Annotated in this window: 16 protein-coding genes and 2 pseudogenes; 5 read left to right on the top strand and 13 right to left on the bottom strand. The window is 66.9% G+C overall.

Annotation, left to right across the window (positions count from 1 at the left end):
* The 9 genes and pseudogenes from JWP83_RS26430 to JWP83_RS26390 all read right to left on the bottom strand — a co-directional run.
* On the bottom strand, nt 1-178 hold a 178-nt coding region (locus JWP83_RS26430), incomplete at its 3' end, for a WXG100 family type VII secretion target (RefSeq protein WP_297737279.1).
* A gap of 245 nt (nt 179-423) precedes the next feature.
* Nucleotides 424-723, bottom strand: a complete 300-nt coding sequence (locus JWP83_RS26425) for a PE family protein (RefSeq protein WP_071511529.1) — start codon at nt 721-723, stop codon at nt 424-426.
* Between the two features lie 354 nt (nt 724-1077).
* The gene (locus JWP83_RS26420; protein WP_297737276.1) at nt 1078-2304 is read right to left on the bottom strand and encodes a PPE family protein; all 1227 of its coding nucleotides are present in this window, start codon (nt 2302-2304) and stop codon (nt 1078-1080) included.
* A gap of 17 nt (nt 2305-2321) precedes the next feature.
* Nucleotides 2322-2417: pseudogene (locus tag JWP83_RS26415) on the bottom strand (PE family protein); the annotation flags it as partial.
* Nucleotides 2418-2659: 242 nt separating this feature from the next.
* Nucleotides 2660-3904: a PPE family protein gene (locus JWP83_RS26410; protein WP_297737266.1), complete on the bottom strand. Its 1245-nt coding sequence runs from the start codon at nt 3902-3904 to the stop codon at nt 2660-2662.
* Between the two features lie 631 nt (nt 3905-4535).
* Entirely contained in the window at nt 4536-5726 is a 1191-nt protein-coding gene (locus JWP83_RS26405; protein WP_297737273.1) for a PPE family protein, read from the bottom strand.
* A gap of 25 nt (nt 5727-5751) precedes the next feature.
* Complete coding sequence (locus JWP83_RS26400) at nt 5752-6051, bottom strand: PE family protein (protein ID WP_297737263.1); 300 nt, start codon at nt 6049-6051, stop codon at nt 5752-5754.
* 217 nt (nt 6052-6268) lie between these two features.
* On the bottom strand, nt 6269-7510 hold the full coding sequence (locus tag JWP83_RS26395; RefSeq protein WP_297737260.1) for a PPE family protein: 1242 nt from the start codon (nt 7508-7510) through the stop codon (nt 6269-6271).
* A 419-nt stretch (nt 7511-7929) separates the two neighbouring features.
* Nucleotides 7930-8124: a ferredoxin gene (locus tag JWP83_RS26390; RefSeq protein ID WP_297737257.1), complete on the bottom strand. Its 195-nt coding sequence runs from the start codon at nt 8122-8124 to the stop codon at nt 7930-7932.
* Between the two features lie 251 nt (nt 8125-8375).
* Here JWP83_RS26390 and JWP83_RS26385 point away from each other — a divergent pair, with 251 nt between their 5' ends.
* Nucleotides 8376-9551, top strand: coding sequence for a cytochrome P450 (locus JWP83_RS26385; protein ID WP_297737254.1), 1176 nt, complete (start codon nt 8376-8378; stop codon nt 9549-9551).
* A gap of 32 nt (nt 9552-9583) precedes the next feature.
* On the opposite strand, the gene eccCa is transcribed toward JWP83_RS26385, so the two are convergent.
* Nucleotides 9584-13750 (bottom strand): type VII secretion protein EccCa, encoded by a 4167-nt coding sequence (gene eccCa / locus JWP83_RS26380; RefSeq protein WP_297737251.1) that lies wholly within the window; start codon nt 13748-13750, stop codon nt 9584-9586.
* Nucleotides 13747-15264, bottom strand: a complete 1518-nt coding sequence (gene eccB, locus JWP83_RS26375) for a type VII secretion protein EccB (RefSeq protein WP_297737247.1) — start codon at nt 15262-15264, stop codon at nt 13747-13749. Before eccB ends, eccCa begins: the two co-directional genes overlap by 4 nt.
* Before the next feature lie 435 nt (nt 15265-15699).
* Between eccB and malQ the strand changes: the two genes are divergently transcribed.
* The 4 genes from malQ to JWP83_RS26355 all read left to right on the top strand — a co-directional run bounded on the left by malQ (nt 15700) and on the right by JWP83_RS26355 (nt 19973).
* Nucleotides 15700-17847 (top strand): 4-alpha-glucanotransferase, encoded by a 2148-nt coding sequence (gene malQ, locus JWP83_RS26370; RefSeq protein WP_297737244.1) that lies wholly within the window; start codon nt 15700-15702, stop codon nt 17845-17847.
* Nucleotides 17848-17872: 25 nt separating this feature from the next.
* A complete protein-coding gene (locus tag JWP83_RS26365; RefSeq protein WP_297737241.1) occupies nt 17873-18766 on the top strand; it encodes an LLM class F420-dependent oxidoreductase in 894 nt (297 codons plus the stop codon).
* Nucleotides 18767-18772: 6 nt separating this feature from the next.
* Nucleotides 18773-19243: a nuclear transport factor 2 family protein gene (locus JWP83_RS26360; protein WP_297737237.1), complete on the top strand. Its 471-nt coding sequence runs from the start codon at nt 18773-18775 to the stop codon at nt 19241-19243.
* Nucleotides 19244-19697: 454 nt separating this feature from the next.
* A complete protein-coding gene (locus JWP83_RS26355; RefSeq protein WP_297737234.1) occupies nt 19698-19973 on the top strand; it encodes a LapA family protein in 276 nt (91 codons plus the stop codon).
* A 5-nt stretch (nt 19974-19978) separates the two neighbouring features.
* Here the strand turns inward: JWP83_RS26355 and JWP83_RS26350 are convergent, their stop codons facing one another.
* Both JWP83_RS26350 and JWP83_RS26345 read right to left on the bottom strand, forming a co-directional pair.
* The gene (locus tag JWP83_RS26350) at nt 19979-20407 is read right to left on the bottom strand and encodes an SRPBCC family protein (RefSeq protein ID WP_297737231.1); all 429 of its coding nucleotides are present in this window, start codon (nt 20405-20407) and stop codon (nt 19979-19981) included.
* A 95-nt stretch (nt 20408-20502) separates the two neighbouring features.
* Nucleotides 20503-20781, bottom strand: a pseudogene (locus tag JWP83_RS26345) (hypothetical protein); the annotation flags it as partial.

Here is a 20781-nt window from a genome sequence, read left to right as displayed (position 1 = left end):
TCTGACCCATGGTGTCGTAGGAGGTCGCCTGCGCCTGGCCACTCCAGCCGGCACCGGCGATGTTCATCGACGACGACCACATCTTGCGAGCCTCGTCCTCAACGGTCTGCGCGTGGACCTCAAAACGGCCCGCCATCGCCCGCATCTGATGCGGGTCAGTCATAAAACGAATTGCCATGTTGGCTTTCTCCTTAATTCTGAGTGACTTGTTTTCAGTTGTTGAGTGACGCTGGCCGAGCGGTTACGCGCTAGCGCACCGACCGAGCCACATACAGAAAGACTTTCCCCCATTTGGGCGACCGGCGACTGCCCGACGTGCGGACGTCGAACTCCAACCGCGGCGTTTGAGTCGACGAGCGCTCATCGGATCCCGGGGCTTCGGCGCAGCAGTCAGACCCGACATCCCTTAACCGCTGAACTCGATCAGCCGGCGGCCGCCGCGTTGGCGGCTTCGGTCGCGGCGTACGAACCCGAACTAATCCCCAGAGTGTTCACGAACTGCTCGTGAATCGCGGCGGCCTGGGCGCTGACTGCCTGGTACATCTGCGCGTGGGCGGCGAACTGGGCCGCGGTCAGCGCCGATACCTCGTCGGCTGCAGCCGGTACTACCCCGGTCGTTGGGGCGGCCGCGGCTGCGTTCTGGGCGCTCAGCGCCGAACCGATACCCTGAAGGCTCCCGGCGGCTGCGGCCAGAGCCTCCGGCTGTGTAGTCACGAACGACATACTTTTCCCTCCTCGATTGCCTCCGGCACTGCTCTGTGCAAGAGAGTAGATGACAACATGCGTTTCAAGCTGAGTCGGAGCCCACCTGTTTGCAATTGTTCACTGGAAAGCACGGCGAATTCACTTTTAGTAACGACACAGTAACAGCGCCCGGCCCCTACGGCTGGCGTTCACAGGACCGTCACAGCAAACCGCGAGAGTGGACCCCGGATGGTCGCTCCGAGAGGCCTGGTGGCCAGCACGTATGGAGCTTAGCACCGACGCGTCGAAATCGCGCTGGAGCAAATGCGGTGCCCGAGCCGACGACGAGCGCCCGCGCCTGTCACGTGTCGCCACCATCAGCGAGGCCCCAAGCTATCCGGCCGCGGGTGGGCGGGCCATCACGGTCGGGCGGAATCCGTAGCGGGGTCCGGCTCCGCCCCCGCCCGTGCCGGCCCCGGCAAGCGGCATGCCCCCGAGCAGGTTCCCGGCTCCTACGTCGGGGGCCTCCCTGACGTTGCTGACCGGTATGGCCGTGGCATGGCTGGGTGCCGAAACGGGCCCTGACCATGACGCTGGCACCGACAGCCTCCCGATCGAGGTGGCGCTGCCCAAATGCGCCGCCACGGGCGGGGCGCCGCCGCCGAGCAGCCCTCCGAGCCCCGGTAAGCCTTTGGGGACAGCGGCCGCGGCAGCCGCCGGCGCCGCTCCGCCGATCGCCCCCACGGTTTTCGCGGTCTGGGTCATGGAGTTGGCCATGCCGATGCTGAAGTAGGGCAGACCCTCGGTGTTGTAGAGGACGCCCGCGTACGGCGACCACGCCGACATGAACGCCGACAGGCTGCTGCTGGGGAATGTCGGCGACCCGAACATGATCTGCCACAGCCACGACAGCGGACCCGACGAGGACGCAAGATAGTTCCATTCCTGCTGGAAGGGCGCATAAAGCGGCGCCGCCAGACTTTGCAGCTGTGCGGTGATCTGGCTGATCGCACTATTGATCTCGTTCTGGACCGAGCCGACCGAGGTGCCCGTGGCCGCGCTGACCGCGGCGGCCTGCGTGGGCGAAGCAGCGGGGCTGGTGACCGTCGGCGACGCGGTGAACGGCGTGACGTTCGATGCCGTCGCCGAGTTGCCGGCATAGCTGTACATCGTCGCGGCGTCCTGGGCCCAGAATTGGGCGTACTGGGCTTCCAACTGCGCGATGACCCCGGTGTTTTGGCCCAGCACGTTGGTCGACACCGCCTGCGCCAACTCGGAACGGTTGGCCGCGATCAACGGCGGGGGCACTATCGACGCGAACGCGGCCTCGTACGCAGCCGCGGCCGAGGTGGCCTGCGTTGCCGCCTGCTCGGCCTGAGCGGCAGTCGTACCCACCCACTCCACATACGGTTGCAACGCCGCGGCCATCGACGCCGAGGCCGGCCCCAGCCACTCCTCGCCGGCGAGCTGTGTCACCACGTTCTCATATCCCAGGGCGGCCGCGTTCAGCTCGGCGGCCAGCGAGTTCCAGGCCGAGGCCGCTGTCACCAACGGTGTCGAGCCCGCACCGGCGTACAGGCGCGCCGAGTTGACCTCCGGCGGTAACGCACCGAAATCGATTGCCATGTCCTGACTCCTTAATCAGTCGCGGCCACATTGGCCGCCTCGATAGCCGCATACGCCCCGGAGCTGATGCCCCAGGTCTTGACGAACGACTCGTGAATCGCCGCGGCCGGCTCCTCTGGCCCCGCTGCTAGCACCGACATGTTGCCGCCTCTCAGTGGTCGTCGAGATAAGACTCATTGGCTCGTCTCCGGTAAACCGACGCAGCTTGCATTCGAATCACGTTGGTTCGCTGCGAGGCACGTCGAATCACTCGTCGCCCTTTGCCATAACGCGCTTGTCGGCGCCCACCGGATCGCATGAGGTTCGGTCGGATGGCTGCGCGCTTGTGATTGCTGTTGGTCATTGCGCGTTATCCGGCGGATGGTGGGCGGGCGAGCACGCTGCGCCTGAATCCATATTCGCGGGGCGGCCAGGCCGAGCCGGCCCGTCGGCTGCCGGTGCCCGAGCCCATGGGCATGCCGCGCAGCAGCCCGTTGGGCTCGCCGTGCGGGTCGGTGGCGTAGTCGACGGCAAGCGCCTGAGTGGCCGATTCCTCGAGCGGGCCGGGAGAGCCGGCCCAACTCTGTGGCACTGACAACCCCCCGATCTTCGTGGCCGAGGACAAATTCGCCGAGACCCCCCCATGGCCGCCGAGGCCGCCACCCACGGCGCCCAGGTGCAGGCCGGCAAATTGCGGCGTCGCGTACCAGGCGCCTTGCGCACCGGCCGTCGTTCCGCCGGGGCCGAACGCCGTTTGCTGTGCGATCGAGCCGAAGAAACTCATCATCCCGGTCGAGAAGTAGGGGAGCCCCACGACGGTACGAGACAACGCAGTCCGTTGGGTTACGTTGAGGTTGGCGAACTGCTGCACGATCCACCAGTTGTACGGGTTCAGCGGCGAAGCTAAGGCTCCCGACGAAAGCTGTTGCAGCGCTTGGTTGATCGACGTGAAGATGGACGTGATTGAAACCGCGTCGGGCGTCAGGGCCAGTCCAGGAGTCGCCGCGGCCGCTTCGGGTGCGCTGGTGCCCGCCGGCGTGGCGATGGCCTGAGCGACCGACGCCGCCTGGGCGCCCAATCCGCCTTGGCTGGTGGTCTGTGCGGGCTCGCTGAATGAGGTTAACTGCGTGGCCAGCGCGGAGGCACCCGCATAGCCGTACATCGCCGTGGCGTCTTGGGCCCACATCTCGGCGTACTGCGCTTCGGTGGCCGCGATCGCCGGAAAGTTCTGCCCGAAGAAATTGGTCGCGACCAGGGTCATCAGCTGCACGCGGTTGGCCGTGATCACCGGTGGCGGCACTGTCATCGCAAACGCGGTTTCGAAGGCCGCCGCGGCGGCTCTGGCCCGATCGGCGGCCTCCTCGGCCAGCGTCGCCGCGGCACCGAGCCAGGAGATGTATGGCGTGGCAGCGGCCACCATGGATCGCGACGCCGGGCCCAGCCATGGCGCGCTGGTCAACTCGGTGATCGCCGATGTGTAGCCGGTCGCCGTCAAGCTCAACTCGGTGGCCAGCCCATCCCAGGCCGAAGCCGCGGCCACCATCGAGCCGGAACCCGGACCGGCATACATCCGGGCCGAGTTGATTTCTGGGGGTAACGCCCCGAAGTCCGACACCTACGAACCACCGGGCTCGAACGACATGTTTTCTCCGCAAGTTCGGATTGACGAAAGGACTGTTTACGACCCTGTTCGCTTGAGACGCTAGAGCCCGCAATCCCTGATCGCCGCCGGGCGATGTTGCCGGCTCCACGGGCCCACGCCGGCTCATCAGGTGACCTGAGAGCGAATGAGGCGCGATCTGCGGCCCGTTCGCGCTTCGCAAACACCGCCTGCTACCTGCAGAAATATGTCGATGACCCGCCGAGCGCGCTTGCGGCGCCTCCACCCGCGCGGCCTATTTGCCGGGGAGCTCGGCGGGACAAAAGTGGTCGAGGCGGGTAAAAATCCGGCCGGAGATAAAGCCGCCGATGTGGTGGTCCAGGAGCCGCGGGCTATCAGCTGCTAGGAGCGTCAGCGGATCCGGGGCCCGTCATCGGGAAGGCGCACGTTTCCAGTGCCCTCCCTGACGCGCCCGTGATTCGCTGACGGCTCCGGAATCACGCGGCACGGGTTTGACCGGGGACATCGGCCGACCCGCCGCGCTGGCACCTCCGGATCGGCACCGGTCAGGCCTTACGTCAAAACGCCGTCGCGGGCGCAGGCAGAATTGCCCGCACCCGCGACGCCAGGTTGTGCTGGAAGGCAGCTACCCGCCGAGAGGTGGCCGCGCCATGACGGTGGGACGGAACCCGTACCTCGGACCGGAACCACCGGCGGCACCGGAGCCCACCCCCGCCAGCGGCATGCCGCCCAACAGGTTTCCGGGTCCCCCGGCGGCCTCCGGGGCCGCGCTGACGCTGCTGACCGGTATGGCCGTGTGGGATGCGACGGCCGGGGCCCCTGTCCACGAGGCCGGCACCGACAGCTTGCCGATCGAGGTGGCGCTGCCCAGGTGCGCCGCCGCGCCGGCGCCGCCGCCCAAGAGGCCGCCCAGTCCGGGCAAGCCCTTGGGGACAGCGGCCGCGGCAGCCGCCGGCCCAGTGATCGCCCCCAGGGTCTTGGCCATCTGGACACCGAAGTTGCCCATACCGACGCTGAAGTACGGCAGACCCTCGGTGTTGTAGAAGAGGCTGGCGTACGGGGCGTAGCCGTTGATGAGTCCGCCGAAGTTGGTGGGCAAGCTGGTCTGCCCGCTGAAGAGGAACCAGAGTTCGGTCAACGGGTTATTAGTCCCGAACGAGTTCACCGCCGAGATTGTCGAGCCGGGCGTGGAGAGGGCGCCCAACTGGCTCTGGATCTGGCTGAGGTAGCCCTGCAGGGTCTGCTGGATCGAGGCGGCCGGGGTGGCCGCGTTCGCCGCTGCCTGGGTGGTGGCAGCAGCCGGATTGGCGACCGCGGGTGCCTGTTGAAACGGCGTCACCTTGGCCGCTGAGGCGGACTGACCCGCGTAGTTCATCAGCGCCATCGAGTTCTGGGCCCAGAATTGCTGGTACTGGGCTTCCAGCTGCGCGATGATGCCGTTGTTTTGGCCCAACACGTTCGTCGCCATGGCCTGGCCCAACTCGGCGCGATTGACCGCGATCATCGGCGGGGGCACCACCGAGGCGAGCACGGTCTCGTAGGCCGCCGCGGCCGACTGAGCCTGGGTGGCGGCCTCCTCGGCTTGAGCGGCGGTGGTCGTCATCCATTGCACGTATGGCTGCGCCGCCGAAGCCATCGACGCCGATGCCGGCCCCAGCCACTCCTCGCCGGCCAGCTGGGTGATCATCTGATCAAGGCCCAGCGCGGCCGAATTCATTTCGGCGGCGACCCCGTTCCAGGCCGAGGCCGCGGCCATCAACGACCCCGAACCCGGACCCGCATAGATCTGCGCGGAGCTGATCTCCGGAGGCAACATACTCAAATCACTCACAATGCACCCCTTAGCCGGCCGCGGCCGCGTTGGCCGCCTCGGTCGCCGCGTACGACCCCGAGCTGATGCCCAGGGTGTTGACGAACATTTCGTGAATTGCCGAAGCCTGAGCGCTGACGGCCTGGTACATCTGGGCGTGCGCGGCGAACTGGGCCGCGGTGAGCGCTGATACCTCATCCGCGGCCGCGGGCACCACCCCGGTCGTCGGGGCCGCCGCGGCGGCATTCTGGGCGCTCAACGCCGAGCCAATACCCTGCAAACTGCCTGCCGCCGCCGCCAACGCTTCTGGCTGCGTAGTCACAAACGACATTTGGGTTTTCCTCCTCAACCTTCGGGCTCGATGACCTTCAAGGGAATGCTTTTGCTGTTGAAGTTTCACTTCAGACATGGCTTGCTAGTGAGACTAATTTGATCCCGCCGGGTCGCGCCTCCTTAGCGCCAATTGTTCATTGGTGGACAACTGTTGTTCATTTTCGGGCGATCCTGAGCGGGTCTGCCACCTGGAAGGTCATGCTCGTCGCCTCTCATCATCCGGCCGACGGCGGGCGTGTCAGCACGCTGTAGCGGAACCCGTATTTGTTGGTGTAGCCATAGCCCGCGCTGCGCCGACCTACGCTGCCCATCGGCATGCCGCGCAGCAGGCCGTTTCCTGGCACAGCGTTCGCACCGGCGTTCGCGGGAGTCTCTTCCGACACGGCGCTGACGAGGGTTGCCTCCGCCGTCGGGTTGGTCCAGTTCGACGGAACCGACAGCATCCCGACCCTGCCGGCCTCGCCCGCGCTCGCCGAAACGGCGCCGGCGGGGTGTACGCCTCCAAGACCGCCCACGGCGCCCAGGTGCAGGCCGGCGAATTGCGGGGTCGGGAACCAGGCACCACCGGCACCGGCCGTCGCACCACCGGGGCCGAAGGTCAGCTGCTGTCCTATCGACCAACCGAAGTTTCCGAGACCCACCCCGAAATACGCCTGCAGGGTCTGCCTCATCGTGTTGAACTGACCGGGAGCAAGCCCGAACCAGTTGTTGGTCGGGGTGGGAAGCCCAGAGGTGAGCAAACTCTGTAATTGGTTCTGAATCATTGAGAACGGCCAGTTCGTGAAGGTATAACTCGACAGTTGCTGCAGCGCCAGTTGCTGCAACGTCTGAGGGATCGACGCTGCCTGGACCGCCTGCGCCGCCGCCTGCCCGGACGGCTGGGCGGCGGCCTGGGCGACGGCAGCGCCCTGTTGGGCCGGGGCGTCGGGGGTGGTGGTGTTGGGCGGTGATTGGTACGGGGTCAACACGGTGGCTGCCGCCGATGACGCGGCATAGCCGTACATGGCGGCGGCGTCTTGGGCCCACATTTCCATGTACTGGGCCTCGGTGGCCATGATCGCCGGCGTGTTCTGCCCGAAGAAATTGGTCGCGACGAGCGTCCCCAACAGCACCCGGTTGGCCACGATCACCGGCGGCGGCACCGTCATCGCAAACGCCGCCTCAAACGCCGCCGCGGCCGCCCGGGCCTGGCTGGCGCTGTCCTCGGCCAGGCCGGCCGCCGTGCCGAGCCAGCTCACGTACGGGACGACGGCGGAAACCATCGCCGTCGACGAGGGCCCCACCCAGGGCGCGCTGGTGAGCTCGGTGATCACCGAGTTGTAGCCACTGGCCGCTGTGCCCAACTCCGACGCCAGCTCGTCCCAGGCCGTCGCGGCGACCATCATCGACTGGGCTCCCGGGCCCGCATATATCCGACCGGAATTGATTTCGGGCGGTAACGCTCCGAAGTCGAACACCGTGTCCTCCTCAGTTGGCGTCGATCGCGGTGGCGATCGCAGCGGTCAGGTACAAGCCATGGTGGGCGTGGTCACAACCTTGTTGACCAGCAAACCCAGTCGACGGGGAGCCGTCATGGTGTCGCGCCTGTCCCCTGCGCCCGAATAGGTGCTGCGCCACCTAGAATGCCTGGACTTCTGGTCAGGAACGACATGCACAATCCGCCTCGACTACCCGGCTATCAGCAACCGAGCGACAGCTCGTTGGTGCTTGAACTGCCGCTCGCGAATGACATTAGTTGCTCATAGCTGGCACGCCGACCGACGATGCCAATTGTTCATTCCAGGCCAACGAATATTCATTCCCGGCCAGCCAAGGTTCATCGGAGACAACCAAATGTTCACCTTTCGTTTGCCCAGCGGTTCAGGTTGCTGTGCCGCTAGTCGTCTTCAAGGATCAGCGCCATCTCCGGGCAGGAGGCCACGCCGTCGCGAGTCAACTGTTCATCCTCGGGCCTCACCCCGCGCTCTTCGAGTGTCGAATAGCCGGACTCGTCGATCGGGAACAGGTTTGGATCGACGGCGTAGCACTGGGCATGGCCCACGCATCTGGACTTTTCTAGACGAACCTTCACAAGGTTTCCTTCTTCGACGGCTTCGGGGAAAACCCGGAACGGACCCGACAATCGATTACGTAGATTAGCCGCTCGAAAAAGTCTAGGAGATGGTTGCCGATCGCGGCCGACACGATTGGTGCCGCTTTGTCCCACGTGCGATATTGGTGTGCCACCCGAAGCCGGTGACGAAAGGATCCGAGCAGGCCTGGCCGCGTCGGCACCAAGACGACAAGCACGAAAATCGAACGGACAAGCGGAGATCAGAGCGCATGAGCACTCTCGGCGAAGGCCAGCCGGGCACCTTTCACCTGCCGCGGCTTGAATACACCAAGTTACCGATGGCCGCCGACCGTGGGGTCGGCTGGAAGACGCTGCGCGACGCCGGGCCGGTGGTGTTCATGAACGGCCACTATTACCTGACCCGTCGCGAGGACGTGCTCGCCGCCCTGCGCGATACCAAGGTTTTCTCATCCCGACTGGCGCTGCAACCCCCGGGCAGCCCGTTGCCGGTGGTGCCCCTGGCGTTCGACCCGCCGGAGCACACCCGCTACCGCAAGATCCTGCAGCCATACTTCAGCCCGCAGGGACTGAGTAAGTCCCGGCCAGTGCTGCAGCGCCACGCCGCCGAGATGATCGCCGCGCTTGCCGAACAAGGCAAGTGCGAGGCGATGGCGGACTTCGCCCGGCTGTATCCCTTCCAGGTTTTCCTCGACCTCTACGGTATGCCGGTCGAGGATCGTGACCGTGTCATCGATTGGAAAGACGCCGTCATCGGCGACAAGCCCTATATGACGAACGCCGACTTCGAGAAGGCGCACGAGCTCTTGGCGTATCTCACCGACGCGATCCAGCAGCGCCGTCAAAACCCGGGCTCCGACATGTTGTCCCAAGTGATGACCGGCGAGGGCGACTTCAGCGATCTCGAGTTGCTCGGCATGAGCCACCTGCTGATCCTGGCGGGCCTGGACACGGTGACCGCGGCGATCGGATTCTCCCTGTTCGAACTCGCGCGCAGACCGCAGCTGCGCGCTGAGCTGCGCGACAATCCCAGGAAGATCAGGGTCTTCATCGAAGAGATCGTGCGACTGGAGCCGTCGGCGCCGGTGGCACCCCGCGTGACGACCGAGGTAGTGACCGTGGGCGGCATGACGCTGCCCGCGGGCACGCCGGTGCGGTTGTGCATGGCCGCGGTGAACCGCGACGGCACCGACGCGGTGTCCACCGATGAGCTGGTCATGGACGGTAAGGTGCACCGGCACTGGGGGTTTGGCGGCGGGCCGCACCGCTGCCTGGGTTCTCACCTGGCGCGCATCGAACTGACGATCATCGTCGCCGAATGGCTCAAGCAGATTCCCGATTTCGAACTGCCCGAGGGTTACCTGCCCGAGATCAAGTTCCCGTCAAAGACGTTCGCGCTCAAGGAATTACCGCTGCGCTGGGGTTAGCGCCGCCAACTCCGGCGCAGCGGTAGCCGCCCCTACTTGCGGAACTCTGTGGCCGCCACCTGGACGAACACGCCGGTGTCCTCGGCCATCAGCAGGCCTCGGCCACGGGGCAGCGGGCCGCCCTTCATCTTGCCGCGGATGAAGCCCTCGTCGGGGTCGGCGTCCATCACCAGCAGCGGCGCGTTCGCCTGGTGCAGTGCCCGCAGCATCGGGTCGCTGCCCGCCGACGACCAGCCACCGAATGTACGGGTGACGAACACGTGCAACCCCACATCGGCCGCCCTGGTCACCCAGGCGGCGGCCTTGTGCAGCGGCGAATCGAAACCTGCCGGCATCTGCTGGATGTCGTCGACGATCAGGAAGATCTCCGGACCGCTCCACCAGGAGTGCGCCAACAACTCTTCCGCCGACAAGCCGGGCGGTGGTTCGCGGCTGGCCAGGAGGGCGGACATGTCGTTCATCATCGCCTGCACGCCGTCGAGGTTGTAGGCGAATTTCTCCACGTACTCCGAGCCCAGCACCGTCAGCAGCTGGCGACGCGGGTCGACCAGCCACACCTGAGCGGAGGGCCGCCCGGGCGGTGGCGGCGGCGCGCTGCTGGCACCGGGCGCGTAGATCCGGCCGATTTCCGACATGATGGTCGCCAGCGTCGTGGTGCGGCCACATTCGCGTCGGCCCGTCACCATCACGTGGGCGTTCTCGGCGAAATTAAGGTAGACCGGCGCCAGATCCAATTCCGATATGGCCCAGGTGATTCCGCCGGCACCAACGCCCTGGCGGCTGTCGCGCGCGGCCAATTCTCGCACCTGCTCCACGCCGAACCGCGCGGGCAGCCGGCGGATCGGGGGCGCCTGGCCGCTCGCCAGCCGGCTGACCGCCTCGATGATGCTGTCGGATGCGAACACGTTGTCACTCGTGCTGCCCAGCGCGGGCCGGGCCACCAGCGTGTGCAGGCCGGCCTGCGGGTCGGCGTCCAGTCGGACGTAGTTGACCGCGACCATGCCGCGCCCAGGTTTGACCGGAACTTCCTTGGCGAACCGGGAACGCACCAACTTGGCGTCCTCCACCGCCGCCAGGCGCAACTCGATCCGGGAACCGAAACCGCTACGCACCGGCGGCCGCAGCTCCGATTCGCGGTCGGCGCTGACCACGACGTGCACCCCGAACGAGGGACCCTGGTTGATGATCACGTTCACCTGCTCGATCAGCACCTCGTTTTCCTCGGCCAGTGCCCGGTAGTTGTCGATCACCAGATAGACGTCGCCGAAGCCATCGTTCGGCACCGGGCCGGCCTCACCGCCGAACTTGCGGCGCCGGAACACCTCCATCGAGGCGATTCCGTATTCGAGGAAGCTGCGCTTGCGCTCGCGAACCAGCGCCAGCAGCTCGGCTACCGTGCGGCGCACGCCGTACGGATCGGTCGGTCCGGCCACCTCGCCCACGTGGGGCAGACGGGCGATCGTGGTCAGCGCGGTGCCGCTGTAGGCCAGGCAGTAGAACTGGACCTGCTCCGGCGTGTGGGTCAGCGCGGCCGAGCAGATCAGCGTCTGCAGCGCCGTGGTCTTACCCGAACCGCCGGCCCCCAGAATCAGGACGTTGGCGCCGGGCCCCGAGGTGTCCACCGTCCACGGTGGCTGGTCGTGCTTGAACGGGCGGTCGATGATCCCGATCGGGAACACCAGGTTCTGCTCGGTGCCGTAGTCCTGCTGCCAGGGGTGGCCGATGAACCGATCGACCAGCTCGTCGATCGCGACGGGCTCGCTCAGCGGCGGCTGCCACAACCGGTAGGGCTCGAAGTCGATCCTGCGCAGCTGATCAATGATCTCCGTGCCGACCTTTGGCGTCCTGATTCCCTCGTCCTCGCCATCGGCGTCCGTCACCTCGAGCACTTCACCGTTCGAGCCATTCGAGTGGATCGAATCGAGGTCCGGTCCCCCAACGGTCACCTCGAGTGGGGTGAACGAGTTGGTGAACAGTTGCGGGCGAACGTAATCGATGCTGTGCACCAGCGCCGGGGCCACCTCGCCGTCGATGGTGAGCCCGGGGGAGATGTAGTCCCGCCACAGGAACTCGGCCTGGAATCGGACGATGTCCTCGAGGCTCCTACGGAAGTAACCCAGACCGGCCTGGGCGGGCAGGTTCACCGCATTAGGCACGCCGGCCGCCTGCGCCGCCCCGGCGGTACGCGCCTTCAGCACCAACCGGTAACCCATGTTCTCCATGAGTTTTTCGGCCCGGCTTTCAATCGTCTGCGACGCCATCATCAGGTGGATCCAGTAGGCGCGGCCCTGACGGCCGATCGAGTCCAGAACGTCGACCGCGGTCGGCATGATGCGGAACCACTCGTAGAACTCGTCGATGACCACCACCAGCATCGGCAGCGGCGGCATGTCCTGGCCGCGGGCCCGCATCCTGAGGCGCACGCTGTTGTATTCCTTGGCGTCGTCGACCCCGGCGCTGTCGCATATCGTCTTCCGGCGGGCGATTTCGCCCCACAGCGCGTCCAGGAAGCGCTCCATCAGCGCCTGGTCCTCTTCCAGGTCGGTGATGATGCGCGACACGTGCGGCACACCGGCGAAGGGCTTGACCGCCGAGCCACCCTTGAGGTCGGCCAACACGAACTGCAGCTCGTCGGGCGGGTGGCCGAGCATCAGCGATTCGATCACGGTTCGCACCAGCGTCGACTTACCCGAACCGGTCGTCCCGGACATGACCCCGTGCGGGCCGTCGCCGCCTTCGTCCAGCGACTTCATATCCAAGAACAGCAATTCGCCGTTGTCGGAACGATTCCCGAACGGGGCGCGCAGCCGCGACCGGCCCATCGCATCGGTGCGGCTGCCCCACAGCGAGTCGAAGTCGATGTCGGCCGGATCGTCGATGCCGTAGTACGCCAAGACGTCCCGGGCACCGATGTGGGCCACCCGCTGACCGATCTCTTCGTACGCCTCGGCCAGCCGCCAGCGCGCCAGCTTCTGCGCGAACTCCTCCGATTCCTCGATGCTGAGGTGGTCGGTGAGGGCGAAGAACCACGGTTTTTCGTCGATGACCATCCAGGTGTCGCGGTCGCGGGGCAGCGCTTCGATCACGCCCCTTGCGTCGAATGACAACGTGCGCTCCGGCACGGACGCCCACATCGATGCACCCGTCAGGTCGAAGAACGTCACGCCGTCGATGCCTTCGGCGCTGATGACGAACTCCCATTGCGGATCAGCGACATCGGCGATGATCACGGTGTGCGGCGTGGGGGTCTGCGCCGACGAGCTGGCGTGCCGGGGCGTGAAAGACCCACGGCCGGCGAACAATTCGGCTTGCTCCGCGGCGAACTCCCGCACCGAGCTGTAGACCATCCGCGCGTTACCCGCCGCATCGTGACGTCGCGGGTCACCGAAGTGCGGCAGCCACTTCACCCACTCCCATTGCTCCAATTCGGAACTGACCACGACCATCTGCACGTGGTCGGGGCCGTGGGAGAACGCCAGCTGGCAGACGATCGCCCGCATCAGTCCCACCACCTGCTCGCGCTCCCCGATCAGCGAGTACCAGGGTTCGACCAGCAGGGAAATCATCTTCGGCAGGTTGTAGACGACGCTTTGGTAGCGGCCGAATTCCTGAAGCGCCTTACCTGTCACCGGTTCGAGCTCGATGTCGGTCGGCATGTTCTGGGGCTCGCCCCAGGTCACCTCGGGACGCGTCATGCCCACGCCGACCCGAACGACACCAAAGTTGAGGTCCTTGCCGTCCGGCTTGCGCTCCCACATCCGCGACGAGCCCACGGCGGCGGGCAGCGTGTCGGGCGCCGGGTGGAACCAGCGGTAGTTGGCGTCCATGCTGTCGGCCGACTCGTGGGCCGTCTCGCGCAGCATGTCGAGCATCAACATGAACTGGGCGCGCATCGCGTCCAGCTTCGGCCGGCTCATCTGCTGCTGGCCGCCGAACCGGCCGCCGAACATCATCATCGCCATCCCGCCGATCATGAAGATCGGGAAGATCGCTCCGACGCCGCCGAACACGTGCGAGCCACTGGCGAAGGTCATGGCGATCATCCCGCCCAGCAGGCCGATCACGACGACGCCGACCACCACGATCCACCAGGGCTTGCCCTCGGGCGGCGGAATGCTCAGCGGGGTCGGTAGAACAATGTTCTCCGGCTTGATAACCGGGGGCTTTTCCGCTGTCGGGCGCGCAAATCCACGTTTCATCGGGGTACCACCAACTCTGCAGGGGACATGTCCGTCGGTAAGGTGTCGTGCTCCACCAAGGCATCCGCCCGTGACAGGGTCGGGCCTTGTGGCAGCAGCCGTAGCGCCACCCACGGCGCCAAGCCCGGTGCGGTCTTCAAACCGAGCGCCTCGCGGGCCTCGCGGGTGTCGTCCACCCCGAACCGCGCGCCGGCGTCGGTCAGCCACCACAGCGATTCCGTGGTCTTGGCGCCCGGATCGTTGCCGGTGACGGCCACGAAGTTGGCGTGATCGGGGCCGAAGTACACCTGGTCGGCTTCGCGGCCGGTGGTGTCGGCCTTCACCAGTGACACGACCTTGCTCATTTCCTTGCCCGCGACGGGAATGGTCGACCCGGACACGACCTGGATACGGGCCCGGTTCTCACCGGAGGTCTTCTGCCACCACCAGCAGGTCGCCGGGTTCTCGCGGATGTCCATCACGTTCAACGGGTTGTCGGGATACGACGACAGGTCCAGCTTGTTGACCACCGGCATCTTCGCCAGGGCCGACGGTTCCACCGTCACCGGCTTGTTGTTCCCGGGGCCGCCGGCGTTCTGCAGGATCTGCGCCACCAACGGCGGCAGCGTCTGCACCCCATCGGCCAACACCAGCGAATACTGTTGCGGCCCACTGATTTGCGGTGTGACGATCACCGTCCCCACCGGGCCGGGCGCCCCCGCGAACGTAGCCGGGGTGCCCGCGTTCGGTATTTCCGGCACCGTCAGTTCGGGTCCCACGGGCAGCGCGTCGTATAGGGCGCGGCTCATGGGCTTTGCCATGCTGACCTGCTCGGGGGTCAAACCCAGCGGCAACAACACCGATCGGTTCATCGCGTCGATCTTCGACCGGCGCCCCTGCCGGACCACCCACGCGTCGTCGCCGTATCGCAGCACCACGGCGTCCGACCCGTTCAGGACCTGCCGGTGGCCGCTGAGGTCCGGGGTGCCGTCGATCACCGTGACCGTCACCCCGGATGGCGCCCCGACGCCGGTGGAGCCGACCGTGTCGCACACCAGCCACGACGACGCGGCCGGCGTCTTGGGGGCGAAGTTCGAGGGTGCACCCGGGATGCCCACCAGGGGCCCGCGCGGCAGGTTCGCGATTTGGCTCGACCGGACCAGGTGCGGGTTGTCCGGCCTCCCGGTGATCAGCCGCGCCGATGCCAGATTCAGCGCCGGGTACAACTTGTCGCCCACGCGGACGTAGAGGGCGCCGGAGTCGCGGTCGGCGATGATCGGCGAGTCGTTGATCTGGCCGGACGGGCTGATGAAGGACCAAAGCAGCGCACCCAGGCAGATCACCAACCCGGCGGAAACCGAGGCCACGAGGGCGAGCGTCTGACGCCGCCCGGGCTCGATCTCCATGCGGACCCGCCAGCGGGTCAGCGCCATCGCGGTTCGGCGAGCCAGGAATTGATAGCCGGTCACCTGGGTCCGGGTCGACAACCCGAGGCCGTACCCCGACCCCCGCTGCCCGCGACTCTCTTCCGCCACGTTATTTCACCATCCGGTCTGCTAGAACGCCTGGATATTGTCCATGAAAATATCCGCAGCGCGAAATACTCCGACAATCAGTGACAACCGTAAGGGACCCGCACGGACCCCGCCACGCGTCGCCGTGCGCGTTCATTTGTATTTCAATCTCGCTGCGTAGACGAATCCGGCCGCTTTCGGGTCGTGACTGTCGCGAACCGTGCCAGTGGCTGCGCTGGCACTTTTGCTGTTCCCCACTCATCCCCCGGCTGGATTCTTCCCTCTTCACTGGGCATGTTAACCGGGGATGGCCGACTAGTCCTGTCGAACGGCCACCTTCGCCGTCCTGCACGGCAATGAGGTGCCCGATCCGCTTCCGGTCACACGCTTCGGTGGCCTGGCCGCGCCGGGTGGCTTCTCGCCAGCACGATGGGTTTCTGAAGCAAGATGGGCGACATGACTGAGCTCGCGCCCTCGCTGGTCGAACTCGCCCGCCGTTTCGGCATCGCCACCGAGTACGACGACTGGACCGGCCGGCGGGTGCTCGCGCCCGAGGACACGCTGGTGGCGGTGCTCGCCGCGCTGGGTGTCGCGGCGGGCACCGAACAAGAGCGCAACGTCGCCCTGACCGCGCAACGGCGGTCGTATTGGGAGCGCCCGATGCCGGCGACCATCGTCGGGCGCACCGGTGAGCAGATTCGATTCTGGGTGCATGTGACCCACGGCGATTCCGCCGAGGTGTGGTTGCAGCTCGAGGACGGCACGGTGCGCGGCGCGGTGCAGCAGGTCGACAACTTCACGCAGCCATTCGACCTGGACGGGCGCTGGATCGGCGAGGCCAGCTTCGTCCTGCCCGCGCACCTGCCGCTGGGCTACCACCGCGTGCACTTGCGGTCCGGCGACTCCGAGACGAGCACCGCCCTGATCGTCACGCCCGACTGGCTGGGGCTGCCGGAGCAGCTCGGCGCGCGCCGCGCGTGGGGTCTGGCGGCACAGCTCTACAGCGTGCGGTCCCGGCAGTCGTGGGGCGTCGGCGACCTCACCGACCTAAGCGACCTCGCGGTATGGTCGGCGTCCCGCCATGGCGCCGACTACGTGCTGGTCAATCCCCTGCACGCGGCGGCGCCTTCCGGTCCGGCGAGCCCGATGGAGCCGTCGCCGTACCTGCCGACATCGCGCCGCTTCTTCAACCCGCTCTACCTTCGCGTGGAGGCGATCCCGGAGTACGCCGAGCTGACCAAGCGGGGCCGGGTGCGCCGGCTGCGCTCGGACGTCCAACAGCGGGCCGGCCAACTCGACGCCATCGACCGCGACGGCGCGTGGGCGGCCAAGCGCGCCGCGCTCAGGCTGCTGCATCGGGTGCCGCGGTCGGCGGGTCGTGAGCTGGCCTACGCCGCGTTCCGCGACCGCGAGGGCCGCGCGCTCGACGACTTCGCCACCTGGTGCGCGCTGGCCGAAGAATACGGCAGCGATTGGCATCGCTGGCCGGAGTCGCTGCAGCATCCCGGCGCGGCCGGTGTCGAGGGCTTCGTCGAACGGAATTCGGATCCCATCGATTTCCACCGCTGGTTGCAGTGGCAACTCGACGAGCAACTCGCCTCGGCGCAATCGCAGGCGATACGGGCCGGGATGGCGTTGGGCGTCATGCACGACCTGGCCGTCGGGGTGCACCCCAACGGCGCCGACGCCTGGGCCCTGCAGGATGTGATGGCGCTGGGCGTGACGGCCGGTGCGCCACCGGACGAGTTCAACCAACTCGGCCAAGACTGGTCACAGCCGCCGTGGCGTCCGGACCGGCTGGACGAGCAGGAATACCGACCCTTTCGGGCGCTGATCCGGGCCGTCCTGCGGCACGCCGGCGGCGTCCGCATCGACCACATCATCGGGTTGTTCCGGCTGTGGTGGATCCCGCAGGGCGCACCGCCCACCCAGGGCACCTACGTGCGCTACGGCCACGAAGCGATGATCGGCATCGTCGCCCTGGAAGCGCACCGGGCCGGGGCGCTCGTCGTCGGCGAAGACCTCGGCACCGTCGAACCGTGGGTGCGCGACTACCTCTTATTACGCGGCGTGCTGGGCACCTCGATCCTGTGGTTCGAGTTGGATCGCGACGGAAACGGCGGGCCGCTGCCGGCCGAGCGCTGGCGCGAATACTGCCTGTCCTCGGTCACCACCCACGATCTGCCGCCGACGGCCGGTTACCTGGCCGGCGACCATGTGCGGCTGCGGGAGTCCCTGGGGTTGCTGACCCAGCCGGTGGAGGCCGAGCTCGAGTCCGACCGGGCCGAGCTGGCGGCCTGGATGGCCGAGCTGCGCCGGGTCGGCCTGCTGGGCGACGGCGACGACGGCCCGGAACACGTCATTCTCGCCCTGTACCGGTATCTGGGCCGAACGCCGTCGCGGCTCTTGGGAGTGGCACTGACTGACGCGGTCGGTGACCGGCGGACCCAGAACCAGCCAGGCACCACCGACGAATACCCCAACTGGCGGGTCCCACTGACCGGCCCCGACGGCCGACCCGTGCTGCTCGAGGACGTCTTCACCGATCGGCGGGCCGCCGCGCTGGCCGAGGCCGTCCGCGAGGCGATCGCGCCTCCGACCTGAGTGCCACCTGTTAGCTTCGGGTGCCATGAAGGCTTCCGTAAAAGTGGCGGTTCTGGCCCCCGTCGCCGACGGTGTCACCGCGGATCCCGAGTGGATGGTGGCTTTCGCGCGCCACCTCGAGGGGTGCGGCTTCGAATCGATCGTGGTCGTCGAGCACACCGTTCTGGTCACCCGCTACGACAGCGTGTACCCCTACGACAGCTCCGGGCGAGTCGGGCTGGCGGCCGACTGCCCCATCCCTGACCCGCTCGATGTGCTCGCCTTCCTGGCCGGCCACACCAGCCGGCTGGGGTTGGCCACCGGCGTGCTGGTACTCCCCAACCACCACCCGGTGGTACTCGCCAAACGCGCGGCGACCGTCGACGCGCTCTCGGGCGGACGACTGCGGCTGTGCGTGGGTGTGGGCTGGCTCAAGGAAGAACTGCAGGCGTGCGGCGCGGCATTCGACAGCCGGGGCAGGCGCGCCGACGAGCAGCTGACCGTGTTGCGGGCGCTGTGGGCCGACAACCCTCAGGGAGCGTCGCATCACGGCGAGTTCTTCGACTTCGAAGACGTCATGAGCTATCCCAAACCCGTTGCCGGGGAACGGCTTGGGATCCACATTGGCGGCCATAGCCGGGCGGCGGCCCGCCGGGCGGGGCGCTTGGGGGACGGCCTGCAGCCGCTCGGCGTCGCCGGTCCGCAACTCGCGTCGCTGATCGCGCTGATGCGCGAAGAGGCGTCATCCGCGGGCCGCGACCCGGCCGCATTGGAGGTGTCGCTGGGCCACGCGGTCACCAAGATCGAGGCCGAGCGCGCGGGCGGCCTCATCGAGCAGGGGGCCGACCGGATCGTGTTGTCAATGCCGCCGACCGCCGACATCGAGGAGGCCAAGGACATCGTGTCGGCCTGTGCGCAACGGCTTTCATTGAGCTCGTGATCCATCGTGAGCCTTTCAGCAACCGACCGCGCGGCCCTCAGCGATTTGGTGCACCGGTACGCAGCCAACGTCGATGACGGTCAATTCGATGCCGTGGCAAAGCTTTTCACCGATACGGCCGAGCTGATGGTGCCCGAGCCGCCGGCCGCGCTGGAACCCCTCCACTCCCACCGCGGCCACGACGCCATCGGCGCCGCGGTTGCCGCCGTCGCCGCCGTCACCCGCACCGAGCACGCCATTGTCGGCGAGGTCTATGACACCGCCGCCCGGCCCGGCACCGCCAGCGGGCGCGTCGCGTGCATCGCGCACCACTGGAGTCGGCGCGCCGATGAGGTGATCGACGTGGTTTGGCACCTGCGCTACGACGACGATTACCAGCTGACCGACCAGGGCTGGCGGATCAGCCGCCGCGCCCTGACAATCAACGCCATCGAGACCCGTCCGACTCGCCGATTGCGGCCGCGCGACCCGGCCTAGCTGCGCTTTCCAGAAGGTTACGCCCAAAGTCACTGCGACCCTCAGGGACCGGATTTGCAGTTGCGGCAATGACGATCCGTGCCGAGGCGGCTTTTGCCCGTCGGCATCTATTACCGGCGGCCGCACGGCCCGCCAAGGCCGGGGGCGCGCATTTCTTCCCGATAGAGTTCAATTAATCCAAGCGCCTTGGGGTAATTTCGGCCCCTCGTCGGCCCGTTCCAGCGCGCGCTCGAACAGCTCGGCCGCAAGCGCCTTCACCGAAAAGACATCTCACCGCAGCACGGGCGCAACGGCCGGCCGCCTGAGACTGTCGAATACAAAGAGTGGAAGCGCAACGGCTTTCGCCATCGGCGGCGGAGTTTCGCCTCTCGCAGACCGAAGTCGTTTGCTCAGATGCTGTTTCGGGTAGCCGCAGCGAAGCGGTGGAACGAAAGTGACTTTTGAGGAGACGCTCATGAGGCAGATCGCGCGGCGCCGTGTCGACCATGATCGGGCCGAGTCGGCACACGGCCCTTCGGAGCGCTCGCCCGGGCTCGTCGTCGTCGCGGTGGCCGCCGTGGCGTTCGTGGTCTGCGTGACCAACTTCGCGCTCGGGGAGGCCGGCGCAGGCGTTGCCGCCGCGATCATCGGATTGCTGGCCTTCGGCGCCGGTCTGTCGTGGCTTGCCATGGACCGCAGGCGGATCCGCGACGCCGAACGCGCCTGGTCCGTGAATCGCGCAGCGCGGTAACCCGGCTATCGCAGGGCGGCGAGGTTGTTCACCGACTTGCGCACATCTGACCGGAGGACCCTGGCGACCAGCCCGCCCACCGGCCCACTGAGCAGACCGCCCCTCAGGTCGGCGGTGAGGTGAAGATCCGATCCGGAATCTCTTCGGGTGATCGTCATCGCGACCGTGATCCGGATCCCACCCCGGCCGCGGCCTTGCAGCTCAATCGATTTAGGCTCGTCATAGCGCGTGACTTCCCAGTGAACGATGTTGCGGAAACCCTTGACCTTGATGCACGACGAGACGCGGGTGCCCTTCTTGATCGTCGACGGGACCGGTCCGCACCAGCCGCCGAAAATCGTCATCCATTCATCGAATCGGCGCAGGTCGGACGCGAGCTTCCAGACGGTCTCCGGATCCACATCCGACGACACCGAAACATCTACTCGAGCCAAGGGTTGTCGCTCCTAGTGAGACGGTCACGGGCGTTGCACTGGCATACCCGTCTCCGCCGAACATATAAACCCGACCTGCGCGTGCGGCCGGCTTGCTAGGGCCAGGCCTGCGCCAATTGGTGGGCCACATCGAGACTTGCGCGGCTTGCGACTGCGGTGAGTCGATTTCCTCGGCGACGAAGCGACGGATCTCACCGTCGACACCGGCCAGGATGCGCAGGAGAAGGGGCTCGGCGGTGCGGGCCGCGGCGCGCAACGCGATGTCTCCGGAGACCACAAACCGCTGCTTGTCGAGCCTGAGGTCGAGCAACAGATCGATCGACAAAGGGATGTGGATGACGAACGTGATGTCGTCACCCAGGCGCCGGGTCACC

Origin of the sequence: Mycobacterium sp., assembly GCF_025965855.1 — a bacterium.
Lineage (GTDB): Bacteria > Actinomycetota > Actinomycetes > Mycobacteriales > Mycobacteriaceae > Mycobacterium.
The sequence above is the reverse complement of the archived record's forward strand: the minus strand, read 5'-3'. Positions and strand labels throughout refer to the sequence as shown.